Consider the following 23,866-nt stretch of genomic DNA (forward strand, 5'->3'; position numbering starts at 1 on the left):
CGGCCGGGCTCTGAGCCCGGCCGGCGCCTGAGGATCGGATCTACGTCACACCGTCAGTTGCATTCCTTGCCGGTGTTGATGCAGTCGACCATCTTGTTCATCACGTCCTCGTCGAAGACATTGATGAAGTCGCCGTGGTCGGTGACGGGCTTGTGCAACTGCTCGGGGAACGAGTCCACCGCGAATCCCGGACCCGGCGGAATGTCGTACACGATCCGCTGCTTGAGCTGCGGAATCGCCTGGAATCCCTCCTGGCACTGACCGTTCTCGTCGGCGAACGCCACATGGGTGCGGTGATTCGCGCTGTCGGTGTTCTGTCCGTCCCAGCAACTCTGGAAGTCGAACGAACGGACCACCTGGCTGCCCGCCGGGCAGATCGGGTATTTGTCCTTCAGCTGGCGGTCCTCGAATCCGGTGCAGCTCCACGAGGCATTCGCGTTGGCGTCGCCGTTGACGAACGCCTTCGCGTCACCGGTGATGATGCGCAGGAAGCGGGGCATGGCCGTGACCTTCGACACGGCGCTGCCGGCGAATTGCAGGGTGACCTCGGACGGCGTCTGGATCTCTCCGACGTTGCCGTCCTTGCCGCCGCCGTCCTCGTTCGCGTCGGCCTCGTTCTGACCGTTCTGGAGGCGGACCACCGGCCAGTAGTAGGTGGACTTGTCACCCTGCTCGTTGCAGGTCGTCTCGCCGTTGGCCAGGTCGTCGTCGCTCGCGAACGCGTTGTTGGCCTGGTTGCCCACGTAGTCGTGCTTGTGGTGGGCGCCGTTGCTCACGCCGGGCGCGGCGATGACGTTGTCCGAGTTGAAGAGGCCGTTCTCGTTGCGCCCGCACTCGGTGGTGAAGTTGCCGGTCGACGCCTGCTCGCCCGGCTGGGGCTCCTGGATGTTCGGCTCGATGGACTCGATGGCGACAAAGTCGGAGGCGTCGGGGCCGTTGCCGGGCGGCTGGCCGCCGTCGCCGCCCTGGCCACCGTCCTGACCGCCGTCCTGGCCCGCGTTCTGACCCTGACCGCCGTCCTGGCCGCCGTTCTGCCCTTGCCCGCCGTTCTGACCCTGGCCACCGTTCTGGCCGCCGCCCGGATCGCCGCCGTTGGTGCTGTCGTCGTCGGGCCGCATGGTGCAGGGGGCGAGCGAGTCCAGGCTCTTCTGCCAGTGCCCCGCGCGCTTGAGCGCGGAACGGATCCGCTTGAGGCTGGCGAGCCTCTTCTGCTTCAGCGGCTTGAGGATCTTTTTCTCGGTAAGTTTCGGATCTCTCTCCAACTTCACCTTGTTGTCGGCGAACCGCTTGTAGGCATCGGTGATCTGCGTGTCCATCCGGGCCAGTTCCCGGTCGACCGTGGCTCGGGCGCGCCTCGGCACCTTGGTGAGCTCATTCGCGACCTCGGGACAGTCGATGGTGGACATCTGCCGTCCGGCATTCTGGATCCGCTCCTGACCGGAGCGGCCTTCTCCCGCGGATGCGTAGACATTTACCGCTACCAGCCCACCCCCGCCCAGAATCAAGGCCGCCGAGGCCGCGATGGCCCGGTTCGCCACTGTCGAGCGTTTTCTTGACGTGCGTCCCATGGAACTCCTCAAGCTTCGGTGCCGGTTCAGGGGGATCTCCGGCGTGGGGAGGAAGCGCTCCGTTCCATACGGACGTCATTCGCGGCCTGTTCAGCCGCACAAGGAATTCATAGAAATCTCCATCAACAAACCGGGCGGATGCCCTCAACACGCCTCACCCGGCGATCCCTTGGGCAGCACGGGCGCCGTGGCGCCCGCCCCGTCACCGCCGGCCTCGGTCCTACTGCTGTCCCCGGTCCAGATACGCGATCACCGCGAGCACCCGCCGGTTGTCGTCGTCCGACACCGGCAGCCCCAGCTTCCCGAAGATGTTCGACGTGTGCTTGGACACCGCCCGCTCCGTGACGACGAGTTGGGCGGCGATCGCCGCGTTCGAACGTCCCTGCGCCATCAGCTCCATGACCTCGCGCTCACGCGGCGTCAGCTGGCCGATCGGCTTGTCCTGGGCCCTGCGGGACAGCAGTTGCTGGATGACCTGGGGGTCCATCGCCGTACCGCCGCCGGCGACCCGGCGCACCGCGTCGATGAACTGGTCGGCGTCGAAGACCCGGTCCTTGAGGAGATATCCGATGCCGCCGGTCCCGTCGGCCAGCAACTCCCGTGCGTACAACTGCTCGACGTGCTGCGACAGGACGAGGACGGGGAGTCCGGGGCGGTCCCGGCGCGCGGCGAGGGCGCACTGGAGTCCCTCGTCGGTGTGCGACGGCGGAAGCCGGACGTCGACTACGGCGACGTCCGGCTGAAGTTCCGCGAATGCTCTGGTCAGTTCGGGTCCGGTCTCCACGGCGGCCAGGACCTCGAAGTCGTACGCCTCCAGCATCCGGACCAGACCGTCACGGAGCAGGAAGAGGTCTTCGGCTAGGACAACTCGCAAGGGATCTCCACGGTGACCATGGTGGGGCCGCCCTCGGGACTGCTGACGGCCAGGATGCCGTCGAATGTACCGAGTCGGCGCTCCAGTCCGCTCAGCCCGGTACCCGAACCGATCTTCGCGCCGCCGTCGCCGTTGTCGCCGATCGCGACGCGCAGCTTGGAGTCCGTGTGGATCATGTCGATCCAGATCCGGTCCGCGTTGGAGTGCTTGATCGCGTTGGTGAGGATCTCGCTGACCGCGAAGTACACCGCCGACTCCACGGGCGCGTCGGCCCGGCCCGGCAGATCCACCTGTACGTCGGTCTCCACCGGCAGGCGCAGCGCCAGCGCCTTCACCGCGTCACCCAGTCCGCGCTCGGCCAGGACCGGCGGGTGGATGCCCCTGACCAGGTCGCGCAGCTCGGTCAGCGCCTCGGCGGAGGACAGGCGGGCGTTGGCGATCAGCTCCTTGGCCTTGGCAGGGTTCTTCTCGATGAGCGCCTCGATCGTGCCCAGGTCCATGCCCATGGCGACCAGCCGGGCCTGCGCGCCGTCGTGCAGATCCCGCTCGATCCGGCGCAGTTCGGCGGCGGAGCTGTCCACGGCGTCGTGCCGCGTCTCGGTGAGGTGGGCGACGCGCTGCGCCAGCGCCTGGTCCTGGTTGGGGGCGAGCAGCGACTTGGCGAGCAGGAAGTGGCCGCGCTGGACGTCGTTGGCGTACCGGACACCGATCGCCATGATCACCACGCCCACGGCGGCGGCGAGCAGTCCGGTGAACTGGCTGTCGACGGAGACGAAGCCGACGTACGGGTACGCGTCGTTCTCGAAGGCCCGCCACAGGCCGGCCGCCAGCACCACGCCCTCCAGCCCGTAGATGAACAGGGCCGCCGAGAGGAGGGCGGAGACCGCCCCCACCGTCATGTCCTCCATCAGCCACGCCAGGTCCCGCCAGGTCGCCGGGTCCTTCAGCATCAGCGTGGTCCGCTCCACCTGGCCGGTGACGCCGGTGCGCAGATCGGCGGGCATCGGGCGGTACGGCACCGGGACCTTGACGTCCGACCAGGTGGCCGCCAGCAGCCGGCGCCGGTTGGCGTGCGCCCGTACCGCGGCCAGGACGTAGGGGGTGGTGAAGAAGCCGATGCCGAGGAGGATCAAGGTGATCGAGAGCACCGAGAAGACGAACAGTGTGATGGAGCCGATGAGGGCGGTGAATCCGAGCAACAGCCCCCGGCCCGTGGTCCTGGCCGACTCGGCGATCATCTTCGTCCCGTTCATCGTGGATCCTCTCTTGTCGCCCGTGCCCCATCGGCGACCGGCCTTCCGCCCGCTGACGGGCACAGCCATCAGTCTGCCGTGCGGTGCCCGTCGTACGTGAGCGGTTTCCGCCCCCAATCGGTGGTGTACCTAGCACCACTTGGACACCATCGGCCATCCCCCGTCAGAGGGACCTGCGAACCCCCGTTCGCCGGGTCGGGGACCTGTCCGTCCGCCGGAGTCGACGGCCTCTCCGGCCCCGGGAGTCGACGGCCTGTCCGGCGGGAGTCAGCCGCCCAGCAGGGCCGCCTCCACCTCCTGCGCGAGCCCGACCTTCGGGCGGTCGGGGCGCTGCGGGGCCTCGCCGCCGATCGACCGGAGCCAGGCCCAGGTGTCGGTGACGGTCTCCTCCACCGGCCGGCACCGCAGCCCGGCGGCGAGCGCCTTGGCGACATCGCCGCCGTGCATCATGTCGTGCAGTTCACCGCGCGGCAGCCAGATCGGCAGGTCCGTCCACGGCTCGACGCCGGCCGCGAGAATCGTCTCCGGGTCCGTCCAGCGCAGCTCGGCGTCCGAGCCGGTGGCCTTGACGCATGCCGCCAGCAGCTCGCCCATCGTGCTGTGACCCGGCGGGCTCACCACGTTGTACGCGCCACCGAGGCCGCGTGCCGCCGCGTCCAAGGTCCACTCGGCGAGGTCGCGCACGTCGATGTACTGCAACGGGTTCTCGCGCGGTCCGGGCGCGAGCACCGGGCCGCCGCGCGCGATCCGCCCCAGCCACCAGGGCAGCCGCCCCACGTTCTCCCACGGACCGAGGATCAGGCCCGCGCGCACCAGCAGCGCGCGGTCCCCGAAGGCCGCTTCGGCGGCCAGCTCGCCGCCACGCTTGTCCCGCGCGTAGTCACGCGGCTCGGCGTCGGCCGCCGCTCCCTCCACCAGCGGGCCGTCCTCGGGGAGACCGGCGGGGGTCGGGTACGCGTACACGGAACGGCTGGAGATGTACGCGTAGTGGCCCGCCCGGTCGGCCAGCAGCCGGGCCGCGTCCAGCACGACGGAGGGCGCGCCCGACCAGGTGTCGACGACCACGTCCCATTCGGGAGCGGCGCCGCTCCCGGACGCGTCGGAGCGGGGGGCCGTGTCGGTCGGGGCCGTGTCGGTCAGCGCCGCGAGACCGTCCGGCGCGGTGCGGTCGCCGCGCAGGACGCGGACCCCCGCCGGTGCCTCGTGGTGGCAGCGGTGGAACACGGTCACCTGCCAGTCCCGCGCGAGCGCGGCCTCGGCCACGGCGCGGCCCACGAACTCGGTGCCACCCAGAATCAGAAGTCTCATGCCGGAACCCTGCCACGCGGCTGTCCGATTACCGGATCCGTTCTGCTGCGGGCATAGCAGGTCAGCGCCGTTCACACCATCTGCCGCACGCGCCACGGGGATGGCAGCATGAGCGCACCATGACAGATGCCCGGTCGCCGATGCGCGCCTTGCGGGCCGCGATCCTCGCGGCGGTGTGCGTGACACTGGCGGCGGTGGGGCATTCGTCCATGTCCGCTCATGAACTTCCACTCGGTGTACTTACGGCGGCTTTTGGGGTGATCGCCGGGCTGTCGTGGCTCGCGGGCGGCCGGCGCCGGGGCATCGGGTTCATCGGGCCCGCCGTGCTCACCGCGCAGGCCGCGCTGCACGTGACCTTCTCCGTCACCGCCGGGACGCACGGCGCGCTGCCGTCGCGGGGCCACGGCCACGCGACGGCGGACATGGGCGCGGGCGTCGGCACGGGTATCGGCGGTATCGGCGCGGGCGTCGGCGGTATCGGCGCGGGCATGGGGGAGAGCGCGGGCGCGGGAGGCGTCGGCGGCGCGGTGCTGGCGGCCGTCGCCGACACCTCGCCGGGCATGCTCGCCGCCCACCTGGTCGCCGGCGCCGTCTGCGCGCTCTGGCTGGCCCGCGGCGAGGCCGCGTTCTTCCGGCTCGCCGAGACCGTCGCCGCCTTCGCGTTCACCCCGCTGAGGTTGCTGCTCGCCGCGCCCCGGCCCCTCGCCGTACCGCCGCCCGTACGGCCCCGGCACCGCACCCGCGCGCCGCACCGGCCGCGCGGCGCCGTCCTGGCCCACGCCGTGTCCCGGCGCGGCCCGCCGGACCACCGCGCGCCACTCGCGAACCGTACGACGGCCTCCGGGGCCGCCGCCGCCATGGTCTGACCTGGGCGGGGCCCGGGGGCCGATTCCCCCGTGCCACGCCAACTCCTAGGACAGTCATGGCCATTGACGACCCCGTACAGGGCGCCGACTCCCCACGCACCAAGCCCCCCACCAAGAAGCCGGGCGACAAGAAGCCGCCCGCGCCCGCCAACACCACCACCTGGGGCGCGGTGCGCCCCCTCGTCCTGCGGCTGCACTTCTACGCGGGCCTGCTCATCGCCCCGCTCCTGCTGATCGCCGCCACCACGGGGCTGCTCTACTCGCTCTCGTACCAGGCGGAGAAGATCGTCTACCGCCAGGAGCTGCGCTCCCCGGACAGCGACCGTACGGCCATGCTCACCGACCAGGTGGAGGCGGCACGCGCCGAGCACCCCGACGGCAAGGTCACCGCCGTCTGGCCGTCGTCCGAGGACGAGGAGTCCACCCGGGTCCTGATGACGATGCCGGACAGCGAGGAGAGCAAGTCGCTGGCGGTGTTCGTCGATCCGCACACCGCCCAGATACGCGGCGAACTCGACAGCTACGGCAGCTCCGGAGCCCTCCCGCTGCGCACCTGGCTCTCCGAACTCCACCGCCATCTGCACCTCGGCGAACCCGGCCGTGTCTACAGCGAGTTGGCCGCCAGCTGGCTGTGGGTCGTCGCGCTCGGCGGGCTGCTGCTGTGGATCGGCCGCAGAAGAACCTCCAAGCGCGCCCTGATCCGGCCCGAACCCGGCGCCACCGGACGCCGCAGGACACTCACCCGGCACGGCTCGCTCGGGCTGTGGGCGGCCACCGGATTCGTACTGCTCTCCGCGACGGGCCTGACCTGGTCGACCTACGCGGGCGCCAACATCGGCGCCGTACAGGACCAGTTGGGCGGCGCCACCCCCGTCGTCTCGGCCACCCTCAAGAGCGGCGACGACGCGGCGGCCGGTGCCGGAGGCCACGAGGAACACGAGGGCCACGGCGGCGACAGCGGCGCGGGCGGCGACCACGAGGGCATGGACATCGGCATCGACAACGCCCTGACCGCCGCGCGCCAGGCCGGACTCGACGGACCGGTGGTCGTGAAGCCGCCCGCCGACGGTGCGGCGTACGTCGTCGCGCAGCGGGACAGCCAGTTCCCGGTCCGGCTGGACTCGGTCGCGGTCGACCCCGGCACCGGCCTCGTCCTCGACGAACTGCGCTTCGCCGACTACCCGTTGCTGGCCCAGCTCACCCGGATCGGCATCGACGCCCACATGGGCCTCACGTTCGGCCTCGTCAACCAACTGCTCCTCGCCGCCCTCGCCCTCTCCCTGATCCTGATCATCGTGTGGGGCTACCGCATGTGGTGGCAGCGCAGGCCCACCCAGGACCGGAAGCTGAGCGCGGGCAAACCGATGGCGCGCGGGGCGTGGCGCAAGGTGCCACTGTCCGTGCTGCTGCCCCTGATCGCCGTGGCGGCCCTGGTCGGCTGGTTCGTACCGCTGCTCGGGATCACCCTGGTGGCGTTCCTGGTCCTGGACATGGCGCTCGGCGCGGTGACGCGGGCACGGGCGCGGGCGGCGAAGGCCGGTACGTAGCCGGTACGTAGTACGCGGAGTACAGACGCGTACGTGTGAGGCCCCCGCCGGTCCGCCCGGCGGGGGCCTCACCCAGGTCGCGGTGCCGGACGGCCCTACGGGGCGTACTTGTAACCGACCCGCCGGATCGTCCGGATCGTGTGCCGGTGCTCCGCGCCCAGCTTGCGGCGCAGTCTGGCCACATGCACGTCCACGGTCCGGCCGTCGCCGACGTGTCCGTAACCCCAGACCGTGGTCACCAGCTGGTCGCGGGTGTGCACCCGGTGGGGGTTCGCCACGAGATGGGCGAGCAGTTCGAATTCGAGGTACGTCAGATCCAGCGGGCGGCCGTCCACCTCGACGGTCCGCTCGGTGGAGTCGACCCGCACCGGCCCCTCACCGGCGGGGGCCGTGGCGGGCACCGGCGGGTGCGCGGTGGTGGCCGCCACCGGGTGCTGGTCGGCCGGGACGAGAACGAGATAGCCGACCATCGGCGGCCTGCCCGGCAGCGTCGGCAGGGTGTGCGCCGGGGCCGGCAGCCAGGTGGAGCCGGGGGGCAGGAAGTCCACGAGCTGGCCGGCCGCGCCGGGCGCCGTGAGAGGGACGACCTCGTCACGGTCGACGGCTCGTAGTCGGTGACGGCCGGAGGCGACGGAGGCCGCGGCGGTCGCGGCGGCCGTGGCCGCGGTGACGGTGGAGAAAGGACGGGAGTTCGCCATGAGGGGTCAGCTCTTTCGCGCGAAGGATGTCGTCGAGTCGACAGGACGGGACGTACGTCATTCGCGACGGCCGAAGGCCTGGGAAGAGGCTTTAGAGGGCCGACGCGTTCCTCGCGCGGCAACACACCCGGTCGAAGTCGTGGTGCTGCCGGGACGGCCAGAACGGCTCAAGGTCGATGCGACCCGACGCGTCGTGCTGAAGACTGGCCATGACCTCATTGAAGCAGATATGGGGCCGCAGCAGGAGTGCCCTCTCAAGGGTCGATACATGGAGAGGGATCCGTTGGCGATTTCATGGGCTGTTCATGGGATTAACAGCCCGTTCACGAAGACCGGCCCGCCCGGCACCCGCCGCCCGGCGCTTGCCCGCCGTCCCGCCGCCGGCCCCCGGCTCAGCTCAGCCGCTTGCGCCAGTCCAGCTCCCCGACATCGATCGCCGACCCCGGCGAACCGTCCCATGTCACCGACAGCCCCGCCTCCGCCAGGGCCGCCGTGACCTCCCTGCCGACAGCCGCCGTGGTCTCCTCCGAGCCGTCGAACCCCCCGTAGTAGAGCGAGAGCCCGCCCCCGACCGCCGCCGCCTCCGTGCACTGCGTGTGGAAGAAGACGAAGCCCCGCACCTCCCGGGTGTCGCCCTCCTCGCGCTCGGCGCCGATCTCCGCCAGCCCGCAGCCACGGCAGCAGGTGAAATTCTCCCTGGCCACGATGCCCCGCTCGTCCAGCCCCGCGAACACCGCCGTGATCCGCTCCGGATCGGTCTCGCCCTCCCACCCGGCCTGCTCCTCGACACGCTCCAGCCACAGCCGGTCCACGATCCGCTGCGCCTGCGCGGCGGAGACGGGCCGCTCGTCCCCGTCGACCAGCCACTCCTCGGCGTCCTCGGCGAGCTGCGCCCGTCCGTCGTAGCCGCGCCTGATCAGCCCGCGTACGTACTCCTCGACCTCGCACCGGGTCTTGTCGTCGAGATCGGGCACCGGCTCGACCGGCGGCAGGTCCACCCGCTTCCAGACCAGGCCCGCGTCCCAGCCGTCCTCCTGGCGGGCCCACGCCACCATGACCCGGGTCACCGACTCCGCGTCCGACAGCTCCGTGCCGAACATGGCGTCGGCCGAGCCGTCCCGGTGCTCCAGCGTGTAACTCTCGGCGCTGTCCCGCGCGACCTGGATGAACACCTGCGGCCGGTCGGGGATCCGGTCCACGGTCACGAACTGATCGTCGACACCCCCTATCCGCGCGATCAGCTCACCGAGCCGGTCCGCCGAGATCCGCTCGTATTCCTGCCAGTTCTCTGTCTTCACCCTGATGGCCAGCATGGGCAGCACTCTGGCACAGGCCACCGACAACTCCGCCGACGTCGCGTGCCGTCAGCGCAGCAGCGAACCGAAGCCCGCCGCGCGGATCCGGCGCACGATCTCCTCGGGCGTCGTGCCCAACTGCTCCGCCGTACGCCGCAGATGCCACTCGTTGTCGGCCAGGCTGTTCAGCAGATGACCCCGTCTGATCTGCGCCGGGGCCAGCCGGAACGTCTTCAGGTACGCCGTGCGCCCCTTGTGGTCGGTGATCAGCTCACCGATGTGCTGCCCGTCGGAGTCGACGCGGAACGGCGGCAGGAAGCGGTACATGTCGAACGACGCCATACGGCGGACCCGCTCGAACGAGTACGACGTACCGAGCAGTTCACGCGCCATGACCGTGTCGTGCGACTCGCTCCACGCCCGCTCCTGCCCCCGCGCGGCGGCCCGCAGATCGGCGAACGTCGCGATGTGCCGACCGTCGCCGAGGCGCGCCTCGAAGTCCGGTACGGCTCCGCCGAAGTAGCCGTACTGGTAGATCAACTCCCCGTACATGTCCTGGAGCAGCGTCGGGTGCAGCGCCCGGTAGTCGTCGGGATGCGGCACCACGAAGGCGGCGGCGAGCGCGTCCGCGACGTACACCATCACCCCGCACTGGTCCGGATGGATCTCGAAGACCCGCAGCGCGTCGGCGAGCCCGTGCACGTCGAGCCCCAGATAGGCGGCCTCGGAACGGGGCGAGAGCCCCTGCCGCACCGCCTCCTCCGACCAGGTGTGCCACGCGATCGTCGGGCCCCCGAAGTGCAGCGCCAGATACCCCTCCATGGCCAGGTGCAGCGGCAGGAACCGGCAGCGCGCGACCGCGCCGGCTGGCTGTCCGTCCCGCTTCTTCGACGGTCGCCGCTTGACCATGCGGTGGTGCCGGCCGACCGCCATGGCCGTGGGCCGCGCGGTGTCCAACTGCGTTCCGTACGCGGCCGATTGCTCGCCGGACCAGTCGGCGACGAGCCCGTGCGGGATGTACGACACATAGCTGACGCCGGGCGACACCAGGACCTCGCCGAAGCGGTCGTACACCTCCCGGTGCAGCCGGAGCCCCGGCACCGGCTCCGTACGCACCAGCGGCACGAGCCGCACACCGCCCCACACCTGCGCCGGGCGGGCCGTCAGCCCGGTGAGGTCGAGCCCGGTCATGTCGCCTTTCCCCCCTCGTACGTGAGCAGAAAACCCTCGATCCGCCGGTCCAGATACGCCTGCAGTTCGGCCAGCCCCGTCCGGCCCTCGGCGAACTGCGCGATCTCCACCAGCGCCGGCAGATCCTCCGCGTCCCGGATCCCCGCCGTCGGCACACCCGCCGCCAGCCGGCGCACGTCGAAGCCGTCCGCGTCGTACACCGGATTCAGATGCGTGACCCTCGTCCGCCGCTCCCGGTCCAGCCGCGTACGCCACACCCGCAGCACCTCGCCCGCCAGCCCCGGCGGCGCGTTGTCCCAGCCGTCGGAGACGACCACGAGCCGATCGGGGGCGTACTCCAGCGCGTCGATGACCCGCATGCCCAACGGCGTCGGACCGTACGGCCGCACCAGGAGCGGGTCCGTACGGCCCGAGGTCCACCACGCGCCGTACGCCCCCGGCGCCGCCAGCGCCTCCAGCAGGAAGTGCCCGCCGAGCGCGACGCCGAGCGGACGGCGCCGCTTCTCGCCGGAGCCGGACGCGGAGTAGCTGTCGTCCAGTACGGCGGCGACGCGCCCCCAGGTCCCGGCGTACGGCCCCGCCGCCCGGCGCGCCGCCGTACGCAGCGCGCCCGTCAGCTCCGCGCGCCGCCGCACCCGCTCGTCGGTCCCCAGCGACAGGGTGTACAGCGCGAGCCTGGTCAGCGGCATGACGGAGAGATCCGTCCGTACGGCGGCCCCCGCCACGTCCGCGCCCGCCTCGCGCTGTGTGCGCAGCCGCTCCAGCCGGGTCATCCGGGGCGCGATCCGCTCCACGAACGCGGCGCGCTTGAGGCCGTGCTGGGCCGCGAACCCCTCGGCGACCGTGAACGGCAGCTCGTAGATCGCGCCCTGCTCGTAGTGGGCGCGGCGGTACGCGTCGAGCAGCCGGTGCTCGTAGCGGGGGCGTACGCCCGGCTCGAAGAGGAAGTCGCCCAACTCGCCCTGGGCGGCGGGGCTTTCGCCCGTCGTCCGCAGCGGCAGATGGAAGTGGCGCGCCACGGTCTTCAGCCCGTCGCGGTACTTCACCGCGTCGTGCCCCAGATCGGGCCGGGCCGCCAGCCAGTCGCGCAGGATCGCGCGGGTACGGCGGTTGCCGACCTTCGCGGCGCGCAGCGCGCGGAACAGTCGGTAGACGCGCTGCGGCGGCAGCAGCGCCAGCCGGGCGGCGATCAACCGGCCCTCGGTCCGCTTCTGCGCCGGGCTCGCCTCGCCCGCCGTACCCAGCAACCGCTCCACGACCCGGGCCGCGTTGTGGTCGTTGATGTCGAGCGCGAGCGAAGCGGCGTACACGGTGCGGTAGTTGACCCGTACGTACTCATGGAGGAAGTCGAGCGAGAGCCGCTGCGAGGACGCCCGGGAACGGAACTCGCGCTGGCCCGTCGACGTGACGGCGGCGTTGACGAACAGCAGCACGTCCTCGGCCGCGATCAGATCGGCGTCGGTGCGCGTCATGCTTCCCCCTGTCCCCGGACATGTTGAAGCCGGCCGGGGCATGGGGGCGCGAACAGCGAAATTGTTGCTTCAGAGGCAAGTCCCGGAAGTCGCACCGGAGGCCCGCGGCCGGCCCGTGAAACGTAGCACCGGGGGTCCCGTACCGCGCCACCCAATTCCCGGCCGCTCTGGGCCGGGGCGGGGTGCGGACGGCACACTGATCCACATGAGCCAGCTACGCATCGCACTCCTCGGCACCGGCCCCTGGGCCGAACGCACGCACGCCCCCGCCATCGCGGCCCACCCGGATGTCGCGTTCAGCGGCGTCTGGGGGCGGCGGCCCGAGGCCGCCGGCGCGCTCGCCGCCGCCCACGACACCACGGCGTACGCGGGCGGCGGTGAAGGGGGTCCCGGCGTGGGCGGGCTGGACGGGCTCGACGCGCTGCTCGCCGTGAGCGACGCGGTCGCCTTCGCCCTGCCGCCCGACATCCAGGCGCCGCTCGCGGCCCGCGCGGCCGCGGCCGGCTGCCATCTCCTCATGGACAAGCCGGTCGCGACGACCGTGCCCGGCGCGCGCGCCGTGGCGGACGCCGCCGAGCGGGCCGGCGTCGCCTCCCTGGTCTTCTGCACGCTGCGCTTCGCCGCCGGGACCGCCGAGTGGGTCGAGGAACAGGCGGCGCTGGGCGGCTGGTTCACGGCACGCGCCCACTGGCTCGGCGCGCTGTACGGAGTGGGCAGCGAGAGCAGCCCGTACGCGGACTCGCCCTGGCGGCGCGAGAAGGGCGGCCTGTGGGACGTGGGCCCGCACGCGCTCTCCGCGCTGCTGCCGGTGCTCGGCGACGTGACGGCCGTCACGGCCGTACGGTCGGAGCCCGACCTCACACATCTGGTGCTCACGCACACGTCGGGCGTGACGAGTTCGGCGGTGCTGAGCCTGAGCGCGCCCGTGGAGGGCGCCGGAGCGGGACTCGAACTGCGGGGCGAGCACGGGACGGTGGTGCTTCCCGAGCAGTGGGGCGACCCGGCGGACACGTTCGGCGCCGCGATCGACGCGCTGCTCACCGCGGCGCGCACGGGCCGACCGCACGCGTGCGACGTGCGGTTCGGCCTGCGGCTGACGGAGATCCTCGCGGAGGCGGAGGGGCTGCTCGCCCGCCCCTGACCGGTCTGTTGCCCGGGGTCAGCCCACGCGCTCGATCCGGGCGTTGCGGATCAGGAACTTGCCCGGTTCACGGACCTGTTCGAACGCCGCGTCGTTGAGCAGCGCGCAGCTGCCCGACGGCGCGGTGACCCGCACGGTGGTCGACTTGTCGTTGTCGAGGTTGGTCACCTTGAGCGTGGTGCCGACGGGGAACTCGTTGCTCGACGCCGCCGGGGCGCCTGCCTCGCCGGACAGGGTGACGGTCGATCCGGCACAGACGACCTCGCCGACCTGGCCCGCACCGTTGTCCCCGCCGGCCCCGTCGGCGGGGGGCGCCGCTTCGGCCGGGGGCGCGTCGGCCGGCGGCACCGCGCCGGTGTCGCTCGCGCCCACCTCGCATCCGGAGGCCGCCTGCTTCCGCCTGATCTCCTCGATCACGTCCTGCCGGTTCTTGATCCGCGCGTCGGACAGGGCGTCCGGAGCGGCCCGCTGCCCGTCGATGAAGCGCTGGTTGTTGCCGAGGGCGGTGTTCAGCCCGTCGCACTCCACCGACGCCTGACTGGTGCCGGTCATCGCCACCGCGGTACCGCCCACCAACGCGACCGCGCCGACGAGCAGGGCGATCTTCTTCTTCCGGCTGAAGGACTTCTTCCGCGACACGTGGGGGCTCCTGTTCCCGGCCGCGGGGGGCGGCCGACTGGGTTCCGTGTGCCGTTACGTACGAGCGGAAAGCCCGTACCGCTCAAGAACCCCGGCAGCGACTTCCGTAACGCGGGTCGATCGCCCCCCGCCTCCCGCCAACTCAGGCCGTGGTTCTCAACGGCCCGAAGAACGCGCGCAGTTCGTCCACCACCTGCTCCGGCTCCTCGTGCGCCATGAAGTGCCCGCCGCGCCCCGGTGTGCTCCAGTGCCGCAGATCGGCGCAGAGCCGTTCGGCGAGACTGCGGGGCAGCCCCGCCAGCGCCGGTTCATGGCTCAGGGTCACGGCCGCCGGCACCTGGATCGTCGGGACCGGCTTGTTGAGCGGGTAGTCGTAGTACTGCCGGAAGGACGACCCGATGCTGCCCGTCGCCCAGTACAGCGTGGCGATCGTCAGCAGTGTGTCCCTGTCCCAGCGGCTCTCCAGATCGCCGTCGCAGTCGCTCCAGTCCCGGTACTTGTCGATGATCCAGGCGAGGAGCCCGGCGGGGGAGTCCATGAGCGCCGCGGCGATCGTGTCCGGCCGGGTCCACATGATCTCGCTGTAGCCCTGGTCACCGAGGTCGTAGGCGGTGAGGGTGTCGAGATACGCCTGCTCCTCGGGCGTCGCGGGCCGGTTCTCGAAGTCGGACGTGATCACGGCGGAGGTGAGGTGGATCCCGGCGACCTGGTCGGGGTACAGGGCGCCGAGCCACTGCGTGACCCCGCCCCCGATGTCCCCGCCGAAGGCGCCGTACCTCTCGTACCCGAGAGTCCCGGTCATCAGCCCGTGCCAGATCTCGGCGACGCGCCTGCGCGTGAACGGCCCGTCGGGCAGCGCCGAGTAGAGGAAACCGGGCAGTGACGGGACGACCACGTCGAAGGCGTCGGCCGGGTCACCGCCGTACGCGGCCGGATCGGCCAGCCGTTCGGCCGCCTTCAGCATCTCCACGAAGCTGCTCGGCCAGCCGTGCGTCATGATCAGAGGCAACGGCGCGGGCGCGCCCTCGGCCCGCCGGCCCCGGAAGTGGACGAAGTGCACCGGTCGGCCCGCCACCTCGGCGATACGGTGCGGATACGCGTTGAGGGCGGTCTCGGCCCGCCGCCAGTCGAAGCCGTCCGCCCAGTGGGCGACAAGCTCGCGCAGATAGGCGGGGTCGACCCCCGCCGCCCAGAAGGTGCTGTCGGACGCCGCGGTGAAGAGGGTGCGGTTCAGTCGGTCACGCAGGTCGTGGAGTACGTCGTCGGATACGGAGATCCGGAACTGCTCGGCTGTCATGTCTTCCTTCGCTCAGAGAATCTGTCCGTGTCCGGACGGCTCCTGGGCGCGCGGGTCAGACGGACGCGACGGCCAAGAGTGCCCGGAAAGTTCGGGTGCTGCTCATCGGGCTCACCTCCTCGCGTCACGTGGTTCGCCGGACGTTACAGGAGTCGCCCCGTGTGTGTCCCCGGATATTGCGGCGAAGGCTGCCATGTCTCTCTCAAACACCGTCTGGCCAGGGGCGATTGTCAGTGGGGGGCGGTAGAATTGTAAGTGTTCGTGAGGGTTCCACCACCGTGCCGGGAGGTCGCCGATGGCCGTTGCCACAATCACGACGAAGCTCTTCGACATCACACAGCCAGCAACGAGGTCCGTGCAGCGCAAGCCACTGCCCGCGGGACAGCCCCGCGAGTGGTACGAGACCCACAACCGCCGCCTCAAGGCCATGCGCCTCGCCATCGCCCTGCTCGACTCGGGCGTGTATCACCCGGCGAACGCCAACAACCGGAAGATACGTGCGACGGCGTCGCTGATGGGCATCCATCCGCCGTCGGACACGACGTGCCGCATGGTGCGCGCCCTGATCCGCTACGGGCGCTGACGGGACCGACGGGCCGGGAACAGTGAGATAGCGGAGCCCCTGTACGGGACCGGTGGAGGCGCCGGCTTCCGTACAGGGGCTTTCGCGTGCCGGAGATCGGCGCGGGGGACCGGCGCGGGCCCGGATGTCCGGCCGTCCGCCGCTTCCGGCATGCTGAGGCCGGTGAGATCTCCCGGAGCCGGGCACATACAGGTACAGCGGTCGACTGCGACTGCGACTGCGACTGCGACTGCGACGGCGACGGCGAACGGGCGGCGGGCCCGATGAACGCCGTCCTCCTCGGCTTCCTGCCCATCTGGGTGATCACCGGCCTCGGTTGGGTGGCCGCGCGTCACGACATCCTCGGCGGCCAGGCCCAGCACGTCCTCGGGCGCTTCGCCTTCACCTTCGCCATGCCGGCCCTGCTGTTCCTGGCGATGGCCGGAGCCGATGTGACCGCCCTGCTGAACGTCGGCGTCCTCGTCTTCGCCCTCAGCCTGATCGTCGTCTTCGCCGCCGGACTGATGGTCAGCCGCTGGGTGTTCCGGCGCGGCCAGGCCGAACAGGCCATCGGCGCGATGGCCGCGGGCTATGTCAACTCCGCCAATCTCGGTATCCCGGTGGCCGTACACGTCCTGGGCGACACCTCCTTCGTCATCACCGTCGCCCTCTTCCAGATGCTCTTCGTCGCGCCGGTGGTGCTCGTCCTCATCGATCTGGACGTACGGCGCGACACGCGCGGGCGCGCCGCCCGGATGCTCCAACTGCCCTTCCGCAACCCGATCATCGCGGCGTCCCTCGCCGGAGTGGCCGTGTCGGCGCTCGGCCGGTCCCTCCCGCCCGAGGCCACCGCGCCGCTCCAACTGCTGGGCGACGCCGCCGTCCCGGCCGCCCTCTTCGCGCTCGGCATGTCCCTCAACACCCGTGTGCGGGCGGACTCCTCCGCCCGCGCCGAACGCGGGCTGCTGGTGGCCCTGAAGATCGTGGCCCAGCCGCTGCTCGCCTACGCCGTCGGCCACTGGCTGTTCGGGCTGAGCGGCCACACCCTGTTCGCCGTCGTGGTCTGCGCGGGGCTGCCGACGGCGCAGAACGCCTTCATCTTCGCCGCCGAATACCGACTGGACACCGACCTCGCCAGGGACACGGTCATCCTGTCCACGTTCTGCTCGATGGTGTCGCTGACGCTGATCACGTGGCTTCTCGTCTGAGCAGCCATCTCACCTCGCCGTCGTGCCACTCGTCCGTGGGCTCCAGACCCGCCGCGCGTGCGACGGCCTTCGACGCCGCGTGGTCGGGGTGGACATGGGCCGCGACCTCGCGCACCGCCGGGAGCTGTACGAGCCGGCCGACCAGCCCGCGCGCCGCCTCGCCGGCGATACCCCGCCCCTGGAAGGCGGTCCCGACGACCCACGCGATGTTCGCGACCAGCCACGGCCGGTCCGGCCGGTCCGGCCCGCCCGGCCCGCCCGGCCCGCCCGGACTGCCCGGTCGGTCTGACCCGGCCGGGACGATCGTCGCCTGGACCGTTCCCACCAACTGCCTCCGCTCCACGCCCCCTTCGCCCGCCCGCAGCTCGATCACCCAGTTGCACCAGGACTCGGCCGGATCGGCAGGCCCCGCGGCCATGCGCGCGTAGCGCGAGCGCAACTCGTCGGCGGTCGCCGGCTCACCCCCGATGAAGGTGTGCAGCGCCGGGTCGGACAGCACCGCCGCCATCTCCCGCGCGTGCTCGACCCGCTGCGGCACCAGCACCAGCCGCTCCGTGCGGATGACTTCCGCCGCCACGCGGGTCATCGCCCGCTCCGTGGTGTGGGGGCTGGGTTCCGGTGTCGCACGAATTCGAGTCGTGGCTCATCCGGACCGGGCGGTCCGATCCACGGCCCCGTCACGACGGCGTGCAGCCGCCCGTGCCGGATCGCGAAGCGCGGCAGCGAGAGCCCGAACATCTCCGCCACGGCGGCGAGCGCCCGCCGTTCGCCCTCCCACTCGTCCTCGTCCCGCGGTCCGGCATCGGATCCCGGGTCGGGGAAGAAGTGCCGGGGGTCGAGCGCGTCCGGAAGATCCCCGGACCGCTCCGTCACCCCGCCACGCACCGTGAATCCGTAGCGCTCCCGCCCGTCTTCGCAGTAGGAGAAGTGAAAGGCGTCAGGGAACGCCTCGGACTTCTCATCCGATGTCTCGCACCACACCAGCACCGACCGGCCGCCGTCCCGCGACGCCCGCTCGCCCAGCGGGCTCACCCGCCCCGGCCGGAACGACTCCCTGCCGTCCCCGAACACGAAGCTCCAGCCGGCGCCCCGATCCTGGCCACCGTCCCCACCGCCCCCACCGCAGGAGCCGATCCGGTGCGGAGCGTCCCGCGCCGGGCCGTGCCACGGGTTGGTCTCCGCCCCGTTGCACGGAGGCAGCAGCGCCCCGCCGCCCAGCCGTTCGGCCAACTCCGTCGGTGAGACGCCCTCGGCGAGCAGGAAGCGGTACGAGCGCCGGCGCCGTGCGCGATCGGCCAGCCACGCGAGCCCGTCCGCCACCGCCGCGGGACGCGCCCCCGAGTCCCGCTCCGCGGGCCCGGCGGCCCCGGCGCCCCGGGGCGTCGAGAGGACACGCCGGCCGCGCTCAGGTGTGACGATCGGGCCGAGGACCGGATCGGCGAGCAGCCCTATGGGGGCGACATGGTCGTCCTCGTACGGCTCCCAGTCGGCCAGCGCCGCCTCCACCGTGTGCCACGCACCGTCCGTGTCACCCCAGCGCGCCCGCTCACGCGCCGCGACGACCGCCTCGCCGAACGGGCCGGGCGGCTCGTACGCGTACGTACGCTCGCGGATCCGCGCCAGCAGCGCGCCGGCCCGCTCCCGCTCACCCTCGTCGAACGGGGCCAGGAACCGGGTGTCGTCGCCGCTGTTGGTGCGGAGGTGATCCACCGCCGCGAGAGGGGCGAACTCCCGCCCGGCCAGCGGGTCTTCAAGAGGACCACGCCCGTTGAAGTAGCCACCCCGGCCGAGCATCGCCATCAGTTGGAGGTGCAGCTTCGCGGCGCGCGGTCTGCCGTACTCGACCGCCTCGGCCAGCACCGCCAGCTGACGGTCGACATCCTCACCGGCCAGACAGGCCACGCGCGCCCGCTCCACGGACGCGTCGAGTGCGCCCGTCGTGTCGTTGACGAAGCCGGGGTCCGCGCCGTTGCCCCGGTGGAACCCCACATACACGGACCGCATGAAGGCGCCGAACGACTCGTGACGCTCCGGATACTCGCCCAGATAGCCGCGGTAGACGTAGAGCGCCCATTCCCCGTCCGCGTTCACATCGCCCGGATCGAGCAGGACATCGGTCATGTCCGAGTCGAGCGAGAGCTGAAGGGCTCTGCTCCACATGCCGGCCGACAGGACCTCCTGCGCCGAGGAGGCGGCTGTCAGGCTCCTCTCGGCGGCCGCCTGGAAGCCCATGGCATCCCGGTGCCAGTGGACGCCCTCGGTCGTGCCCAGCAGATAGACCGCGATCCCGGCCGGCCGCCAGCCGTCGGAGACCGCCAGGAACGAGCGGTACGACGGAGGCAGCCCCGCACCGAGCCGCCGCTCCAGCGCGGTGATCCGCTCCTCGTCGGCAGGCGGAAATCCGAGCCCCGCCTCGATCTCCTCCAGCCAGTCCGCCCCGTCCTCCTCCGCTTCCTCCCTCGTGCTCGGCGCGGCCGCCCACTCCGCGGTCCACCGCTCCAGAAAAGGTCCCCACCCCACGTTGTCCATGTGACTGATAGTGACATCGACCACTGACAATCGGTCGCGCACCGGGCGGACCGGGGTCAGAGCCACCGCGCCGGATCGGTGCCCCACATCGACGGCGGACCGGCCCAATCGCCGGGCCCACCCTCGTAGTCGACCGGCGACCGGACGTACCGCAGCCGGCCGTACGGCGAGGCTGTCTCCGCCATCCACACCTCTGGGTCGTTCTCCTCGGCGCGGTCACTCGCCGGCTCCGGCCGGAGGTCACGCATCAGCCACGACGCGGTCCCCGCGAGCGAGAGCCGTAGCTGCCGGCCCGCCCCGTCGCACTGTCGCCCGGTGAGCGCGCGCAGGACAGCCGCCGCGAGGAGATAACCGGTGCTGTGGTCGAGTGCCTGCGCGGGCAGTACGCCGGGCCGGCCGTCCGCTCCCCGCTCGACGAGGGCGATCCCCTTCGCCGCCTGCACCAGGGAGTCGAACCCTCGCCGCTCCCGCCACGGCCCCGTCCAGCCCCAGGCGTCGAGCCGGGCCACGATCAGTCCGGGATGCCGCGCCGACAGGGTGTCAGGGGCGAGGCCGTACCGGTCCAGCGAGTCGGCGCGGTAGCCGAGGACCACGACGTCGGCCGAGTCGAGAAGTCCGTCGAAGACCGCCGGATCGGCCGGGTCGCCGAGGTCCAGCCGGGTGGAGCGCTTGCCGAACCCGGTGTCGGCGTGCGCCTTCGGGTCCTCGGGCAGCAGGGGCGGGTCGACGCGCAGCACGTCGGCGCCCAGCAGCCCGAGCGTACGGGTGGCGACCGGCCCGGCGATGACCCGCGTCAGATCGAGGACCCGGACCCCCTGCGCGGGCAGCGACGTGTCCCCTTCCGGCAGACGACGGCCGGACGCAGTGCCCTCACCGCCCGTCACCGGCCGGCTCTCGATCAGCGGCCACCTCCCGGGACCGGGCTCGGCCACGGCCACCGCCAGCCCGCCCGCCTCGTACACCGTCTCCTGGACCCAGCGGGCGGGGCATGTCCGCAGCTCCTGGGCCAGCCGCTCACGGAGCGCGCCGTCGTCGTCCCCGTCGTCCGGGATGCCCAGCGCCGACAGCAACCGGGCCCGGTGGTGGGGGTAGTTGGCATGCGTACGCACCCAGCCGTCGGCCGTGGGCCAGAACGAGGAGAGCGGAGCGAACGGGGACCAGGTCCGCCCGTCGATCCGCAGCAGCCGCTCGCTGACGAACGCCGCCCCGACGGCCGCCTCGTGCACCCGTACCGGCGGCATCCGCCCCCCGGAGCGCCGCGCCACCAACTCGGCGGCGGCGAGGGAACAGACCCCCACGCTCGCCCGCGCCAACTGCCGTACGGGCAGCCGGGACGGCAGCACGTCCGGAGCGGGTACGTACGTCACCAGCCGCGCCGATTCCGGGGCGCCCCCGAGGGCGCTCCAGGCGTGCGCGGTCGCCGCGTCGATGTCCTGTGTCACGGAGTCCTTTGTCACGGACGACGCTCCCTACGGTCCTGTCAGTGGCAGATGCCAGAATTTCCATCATGTCTCTCACCGACCTGACTTTCGACCGCTGGCGCGCGCTGGACTGGGACGCGGCGCACCACCACGCGCGGGAGGCCGCACGCCTGGCGGACGGCCGGCTGGTGGAGTTCGACGGCACGCCCCACCTGGGCGGTGTGCTGCACCGCGCGGTGATCGAGCGCGAGGGACGGCGGTTCGCGCTCATACCCGGCGGCGAGGTGACGGTGGGGTTCGACCTGGACGCCTGGCGGCCCCTGCCGGAGCAGCTCGACTCGTACCGGACGGAGAGCCTCGCCGGCGGGTTCGGCTTCGACGACGACCTCGCGGCGTATCTCGCGCGCCACCTCAGCCCGCGTCGTACGGCCACGGTGCCCACCGTGCTGATGGCGGTGGAGCCGGAGGAGCTTCCCGAGGAGGCCGAATCCGTCACGGAGTTCCTGACGGAGCGGGGTCTGCGGCTGCCGGGTCCCGACGAGTGGGAACACGCCTGCGGGGCGGGCGCGGCGACGCTGTTCCGCTGGGGCTCCGCCTGCCCGCTGGATCTCGCCCCGTACGGCGACGACCACGACGACCCGGCCGGTCCGCGGCACCGGCCGAACGCCTTCGGTCTGCACATCGCCCGTGACGTCTACGAGTCGGAGGCGACGTCCGATCGGGGGTCGGTCTACGGCGGCGACGGCGGCGAGGCGGTCTGCGGTGGCTACGGCTCCTTTGTGTCGTGGCTGCCCCTGGCGACCGCCAACCACAATCCCGGCATGGCCGAATTCCTCAACGGCCCCGAGGGCGACGACCTGAGCGACGAGTTCGGCGTCCGCCCCGTCCTCGACCTCAGCTGACCGGGTCGCGCCGCCGTTCCCACCGGAAGATCCGATCAATCGCGGTGGCCGATTCGTGTTCCTCGTATCCCTGTTGAGGGCTCTCGGTACCAGGAGAGAGGTCAAGGGGGACATTTTGTCATGGAGGAAAACTAATCTTCGGATAGTTCAGCGCCGACCCTTGACCCCCCTATACCTCCGATGTTCACTACGCCTGACGACGCCGCCGCCTCGTCGTAAATTCCCGCTTCGCTCAGCCAGCGCCCCCGGGCGCACCGAGAGAGGACCGGATAGTGCGTCTTGTGTCCCGCGCCCTGATCGCGCTCGTCCTGGCGGCCATGTCGCTCGTCGCCGTACCACAGCCCCCACCGGCCGAGGCGGCGACGACACCCACGTCGGCCCAGGCCCCCGCCCCGGCCGCCGCCGCGCCCCTGACCAAGGTCCTGGTCTTCTCCAAGACCGCCGGGTTCCGGCACTCGGCGATCCCGGCCGGCATCGCCGCCGTCCAACGGCTCGGCGCCGCCAACGGGTTCACCGTCACCGCCACGGAGGACGCCGGCGCGTTCACGACCGCCAACCTGGCGCAGTACCAGGCGGTGATCTGGCTCTCCACCACCGGCGACGTGCTGAACGCCGCGCAGCAGACCGCCTTCGAGTCGTACGTCGCGAACGGCGGCGGCTACGTCGGCGTGCACGCCGCCTCCGACACCGAGTACGACTGGCCCTGGTACGGCGGCCTGGTCGGGGCGTACTTCGCCTCGCACCCCGCCACCCAGCAGGCCACCGTCAAGGTCGAGGACCGCGCGTCCGTCTCCACCTCGCATCTGCCGCAGCGCTGGACCCGCACCGACGAGTGGTACAACTACCGCGCCAATCCGCGCTCGGCGGTGAAGGTGCTCGCGAGCCTGGACGAGACGTCGTACACCGGCGGCACCATGGGCGACCATCCGATCACCTGGTGCCAGGACTATCGGGGCGGCCGCTCCTGGTACACCGGCCTCGGCCACACCGAGGAGTCGTACGCGGACCCGGCCTTCACCACCATGCTCCTCGGCGGCATCCAGACGGCGGCGCGCGCCAAGGCCGCCGACTGCCGCCCGGAGACCGGCTACACGCCGCTGTTCGACGGCAGCCAGGCCAGCCTCGACAAGTGGCGGCAGGCCGGCGCCGGAAGCTTCAGCCTCGCCGACGGCACGCTCTCCTCGGTCGGTGGCATGGGCCTGCTCTGGTATCCGGTGACGCCGTTCGCCGACTACTCGCTCAAGGCCGACTGGATGATGCCGGGCGACGACAACGGCGGCGTCTTCATCGGCTTCCCCGATCCGCAGGGCGACCCGTGGAAGCCGGTCGACCTCGGCCACGAGATCCAGATCGACGCGTCCGACGGTGACCCGACCCGTACCACCGGAAGCGTCTACAGCTTCAAGGCCCCCGACACGGCGGCCCGCACCGCCGCGCTCAACCCGCCCGGGACCTGGAACAGTTACGAGATCGCGGTGCACGGCAAGCACGTCGAGATCTGGCTCAACGGCGTGAAGATCAACGACTACACCAGCACCCGTGACATCGCGCTCGGCCACATCGGGCTCCAGAACGACGGCGCCGGTCTGGACATCAACTACCGCAACGTCCGCATCAAGCAGGACGGCGCGCAGTCCACCGATCTCGCACGGGGCAGGCCCGTCACGGTCACCAGCGTCGAGCCCGGCAGTACGCACGCGGGCGCCAACGCGGTCGACGGCAACTCCACCACCCGCTGGGGCAGCGCGTACGCCGACCCGCAGTCGATCACCGTCGACCTCGGCGGCGTCCGTACGCTCCAGCAGGTCCGGCTCAACTGGGAGACCGCCCACGCCACGGCGTACACGGTCCAGACGTCGACGGACAACGCCACCTGGCGCACCGTCAGCACCGTCACGGCGGGCAACGGGGGTCTCGACGAGATCGCCGTGAGCGGCACCGGACGGTACGTACGGGTCCAGGGCACGGCGCGCGCCACGCAGTGGGGCTACTCCCTCTGGGACCTGAACGTGTTCGGCACCAACTAGGACCTGTCCGACCCGTACCGAGCCCCATCCCCCGATCGACCTGGCACGCGGCACTCCGCCGCGCGCCG

Annotated in this window: 20 protein-coding genes; 7 read left to right on the forward strand and 13 right to left on the reverse strand. The window is 71.8% G+C overall.

Features of this window, described 5'->3' with window-relative positions; genetic code table 11:
• Positions 1-53: 53 nt before the first annotated feature.
• The 4 genes from ACFUN8_RS14760 to ACFUN8_RS14775 form a co-directional block, all read right to left on the reverse strand.
• The gene (locus tag ACFUN8_RS14760; protein WP_383636183.1) at positions 54-1,568 is read right to left on the reverse strand and encodes a DUF1996 domain-containing protein; all 1,515 of its coding nucleotides are present in this window, start codon (positions 1,566-1,568) and stop codon (positions 54-56) included.
• A 220-nt stretch (positions 1,569-1,788) separates the two neighbouring features.
• Positions 1,789-2,442 (reverse strand): LuxR C-terminal-related transcriptional regulator, encoded by a 654-nt coding sequence (locus ACFUN8_RS14765; RefSeq protein WP_382559864.1) that lies wholly within the window; start codon positions 2,440-2,442, stop codon positions 1,789-1,791.
• Entirely contained in the window at positions 2,427-3,695 is a 1,269-nt protein-coding gene (locus ACFUN8_RS14770; RefSeq protein ID WP_383636186.1) for a sensor histidine kinase, read from the reverse strand. Before ACFUN8_RS14770 ends, ACFUN8_RS14765 begins: the two co-directional genes overlap by 16 nt.
• Positions 3,696-3,962: 267 nt before the next feature.
• Positions 3,963-5,003, reverse strand: a complete 1,041-nt coding sequence (locus ACFUN8_RS14775) for an NAD-dependent epimerase/dehydratase family protein (protein ID WP_383636189.1) — start codon at positions 5,001-5,003, stop codon at positions 3,963-3,965.
• A gap of 119 nt (positions 5,004-5,122) precedes the next feature.
• Here ACFUN8_RS14775 and ACFUN8_RS14780 point away from each other — a divergent pair, with 119 nt between their 5' ends.
• Both ACFUN8_RS14780 and ACFUN8_RS14785 read left to right on the forward strand, forming a co-directional pair.
• The gene (locus ACFUN8_RS14780; RefSeq protein ID WP_383636192.1) at positions 5,123-5,869 is read left to right on the forward strand and encodes a hypothetical protein; all 747 of its coding nucleotides are present in this window, start codon (positions 5,123-5,125) and stop codon (positions 5,867-5,869) included.
• Positions 5,870-5,925: 56 nt separating this feature from the next.
• Positions 5,926-7,416, forward strand: a complete 1,491-nt coding sequence (locus tag ACFUN8_RS14785) for a PepSY-associated TM helix domain-containing protein (RefSeq protein ID WP_383636195.1) — start codon at positions 5,926-5,928, stop codon at positions 7,414-7,416.
• Between the two features lie 95 nt (positions 7,417-7,511).
• Here ACFUN8_RS14785 and ACFUN8_RS14790 read toward each other — a convergent pair whose 3' ends face one another.
• The 4 genes from ACFUN8_RS14790 to ACFUN8_RS14805 form a co-directional block, all read right to left on the reverse strand.
• The gene (locus tag ACFUN8_RS14790; protein ID WP_383636198.1) at positions 7,512-8,114 is read right to left on the reverse strand and encodes a winged helix-turn-helix domain-containing protein; all 603 of its coding nucleotides are present in this window, start codon (positions 8,112-8,114) and stop codon (positions 7,512-7,514) included.
• Positions 8,115-8,506: 392 nt separating this feature from the next.
• Complete coding sequence (locus tag ACFUN8_RS14795; RefSeq protein ID WP_383636201.1) at positions 8,507-9,427, reverse strand: DUF6891 domain-containing protein; 921 nt, start codon at positions 9,425-9,427, stop codon at positions 8,507-8,509.
• A gap of 51 nt (positions 9,428-9,478) precedes the next feature.
• Positions 9,479-10,600, reverse strand: a complete 1,122-nt coding sequence (locus ACFUN8_RS14800; RefSeq protein WP_383636204.1) for a hypothetical protein — start codon at positions 10,598-10,600, stop codon at positions 9,479-9,481.
• Complete coding sequence (locus ACFUN8_RS14805; protein WP_383636207.1) at positions 10,597-12,072, reverse strand: hypothetical protein; 1,476 nt, start codon at positions 12,070-12,072, stop codon at positions 10,597-10,599. The genes ACFUN8_RS14800 and ACFUN8_RS14805 overlap by 4 nt, the downstream gene beginning before the upstream one ends.
• Positions 12,073-12,277: 205 nt before the next feature.
• Between ACFUN8_RS14805 and ACFUN8_RS14810 the strand changes: the two genes are divergently transcribed.
• Entirely contained in the window at positions 12,278-13,213 is a 936-nt protein-coding gene (locus ACFUN8_RS14810; RefSeq protein ID WP_383636210.1) for a Gfo/Idh/MocA family protein, read from the forward strand.
• 18 nt (positions 13,214-13,231) lie between these two features.
• Here ACFUN8_RS14810 and ACFUN8_RS14815 read toward each other — a convergent pair whose 3' ends face one another.
• The gene (locus ACFUN8_RS14815; protein WP_383636213.1) at positions 13,232-13,852 is read right to left on the reverse strand and encodes a hypothetical protein; all 621 of its coding nucleotides are present in this window, start codon (positions 13,850-13,852) and stop codon (positions 13,232-13,234) included.
• Between the two features lie 142 nt (positions 13,853-13,994).
• The gene (locus ACFUN8_RS14820; RefSeq protein ID WP_383636216.1) at positions 13,995-15,149 is read right to left on the reverse strand and encodes an epoxide hydrolase family protein; all 1,155 of its coding nucleotides are present in this window, start codon (positions 15,147-15,149) and stop codon (positions 13,995-13,997) included.
• A gap of 295 nt (positions 15,150-15,444) precedes the next feature.
• Here ACFUN8_RS14820 and ACFUN8_RS14825 point away from each other — a divergent pair, with 295 nt between their 5' ends.
• Both ACFUN8_RS14825 and ACFUN8_RS14830 read left to right on the forward strand, forming a co-directional pair.
• Positions 15,445-15,732, forward strand: coding sequence for a hypothetical protein (locus ACFUN8_RS14825; RefSeq protein ID WP_383636219.1), 288 nt, complete (start codon positions 15,445-15,447; stop codon positions 15,730-15,732).
• Positions 15,733-15,995: 263 nt separating this feature from the next.
• A complete protein-coding gene (locus ACFUN8_RS14830) occupies positions 15,996-16,919 on the forward strand; it encodes an AEC family transporter (RefSeq protein WP_383636222.1) in 924 nt (307 codons plus the stop codon).
• On the opposite strand, the gene ACFUN8_RS14835 is transcribed toward ACFUN8_RS14830, so the two are convergent.
• From ACFUN8_RS14835 to ACFUN8_RS14845, 3 genes are read right to left on the reverse strand one after another with little or no spacing between them, the layout of a single operon-like run.
• Positions 16,900-17,505 (reverse strand): GNAT family N-acetyltransferase, encoded by a 606-nt coding sequence (locus ACFUN8_RS14835; RefSeq protein WP_383636225.1) that lies wholly within the window; start codon positions 17,503-17,505, stop codon positions 16,900-16,902. The two genes, ACFUN8_RS14830 and ACFUN8_RS14835, sit on opposite strands and share 20 nt — an antisense overlap.
• Positions 17,502-19,448, reverse strand: coding sequence for an SMI1/KNR4 family protein (locus ACFUN8_RS14840; RefSeq protein WP_383636228.1), 1,947 nt, complete (start codon positions 19,446-19,448; stop codon positions 17,502-17,504). Before ACFUN8_RS14840 ends, ACFUN8_RS14835 begins: the two co-directional genes overlap by 4 nt.
• A gap of 56 nt (positions 19,449-19,504) precedes the next feature.
• Positions 19,505-20,905: a CoA transferase gene (locus ACFUN8_RS14845; protein ID WP_383636231.1), complete on the reverse strand. Its 1,401-nt coding sequence runs from the start codon at positions 20,903-20,905 to the stop codon at positions 19,505-19,507.
• A 50-nt stretch (positions 20,906-20,955) separates the two neighbouring features.
• Between ACFUN8_RS14845 and ACFUN8_RS14850 the strand changes: the two genes are divergently transcribed.
• Together ACFUN8_RS14850 and ACFUN8_RS14855 are read left to right on the forward strand one after the other, a co-directional pair.
• A complete protein-coding gene (locus ACFUN8_RS14850) occupies positions 20,956-21,771 on the forward strand; it encodes a hypothetical protein (protein ID WP_383636234.1) in 816 nt (271 codons plus the stop codon).
• A gap of 317 nt (positions 21,772-22,088) precedes the next feature.
• A complete protein-coding gene (locus tag ACFUN8_RS14855; RefSeq protein ID WP_383636356.1) occupies positions 22,089-23,798 on the forward strand; it encodes a ThuA domain-containing protein in 1,710 nt (569 codons plus the stop codon).
• Positions 23,799-23,866: the final 68 nt, after the last annotated feature.

It is taken from the genome of Streptomyces sp. NPDC057307, assembly GCF_042667665.1.
Classification (GTDB): domain Bacteria; phylum Actinomycetota; class Actinomycetes; order Streptomycetales; family Streptomycetaceae; genus Streptomyces.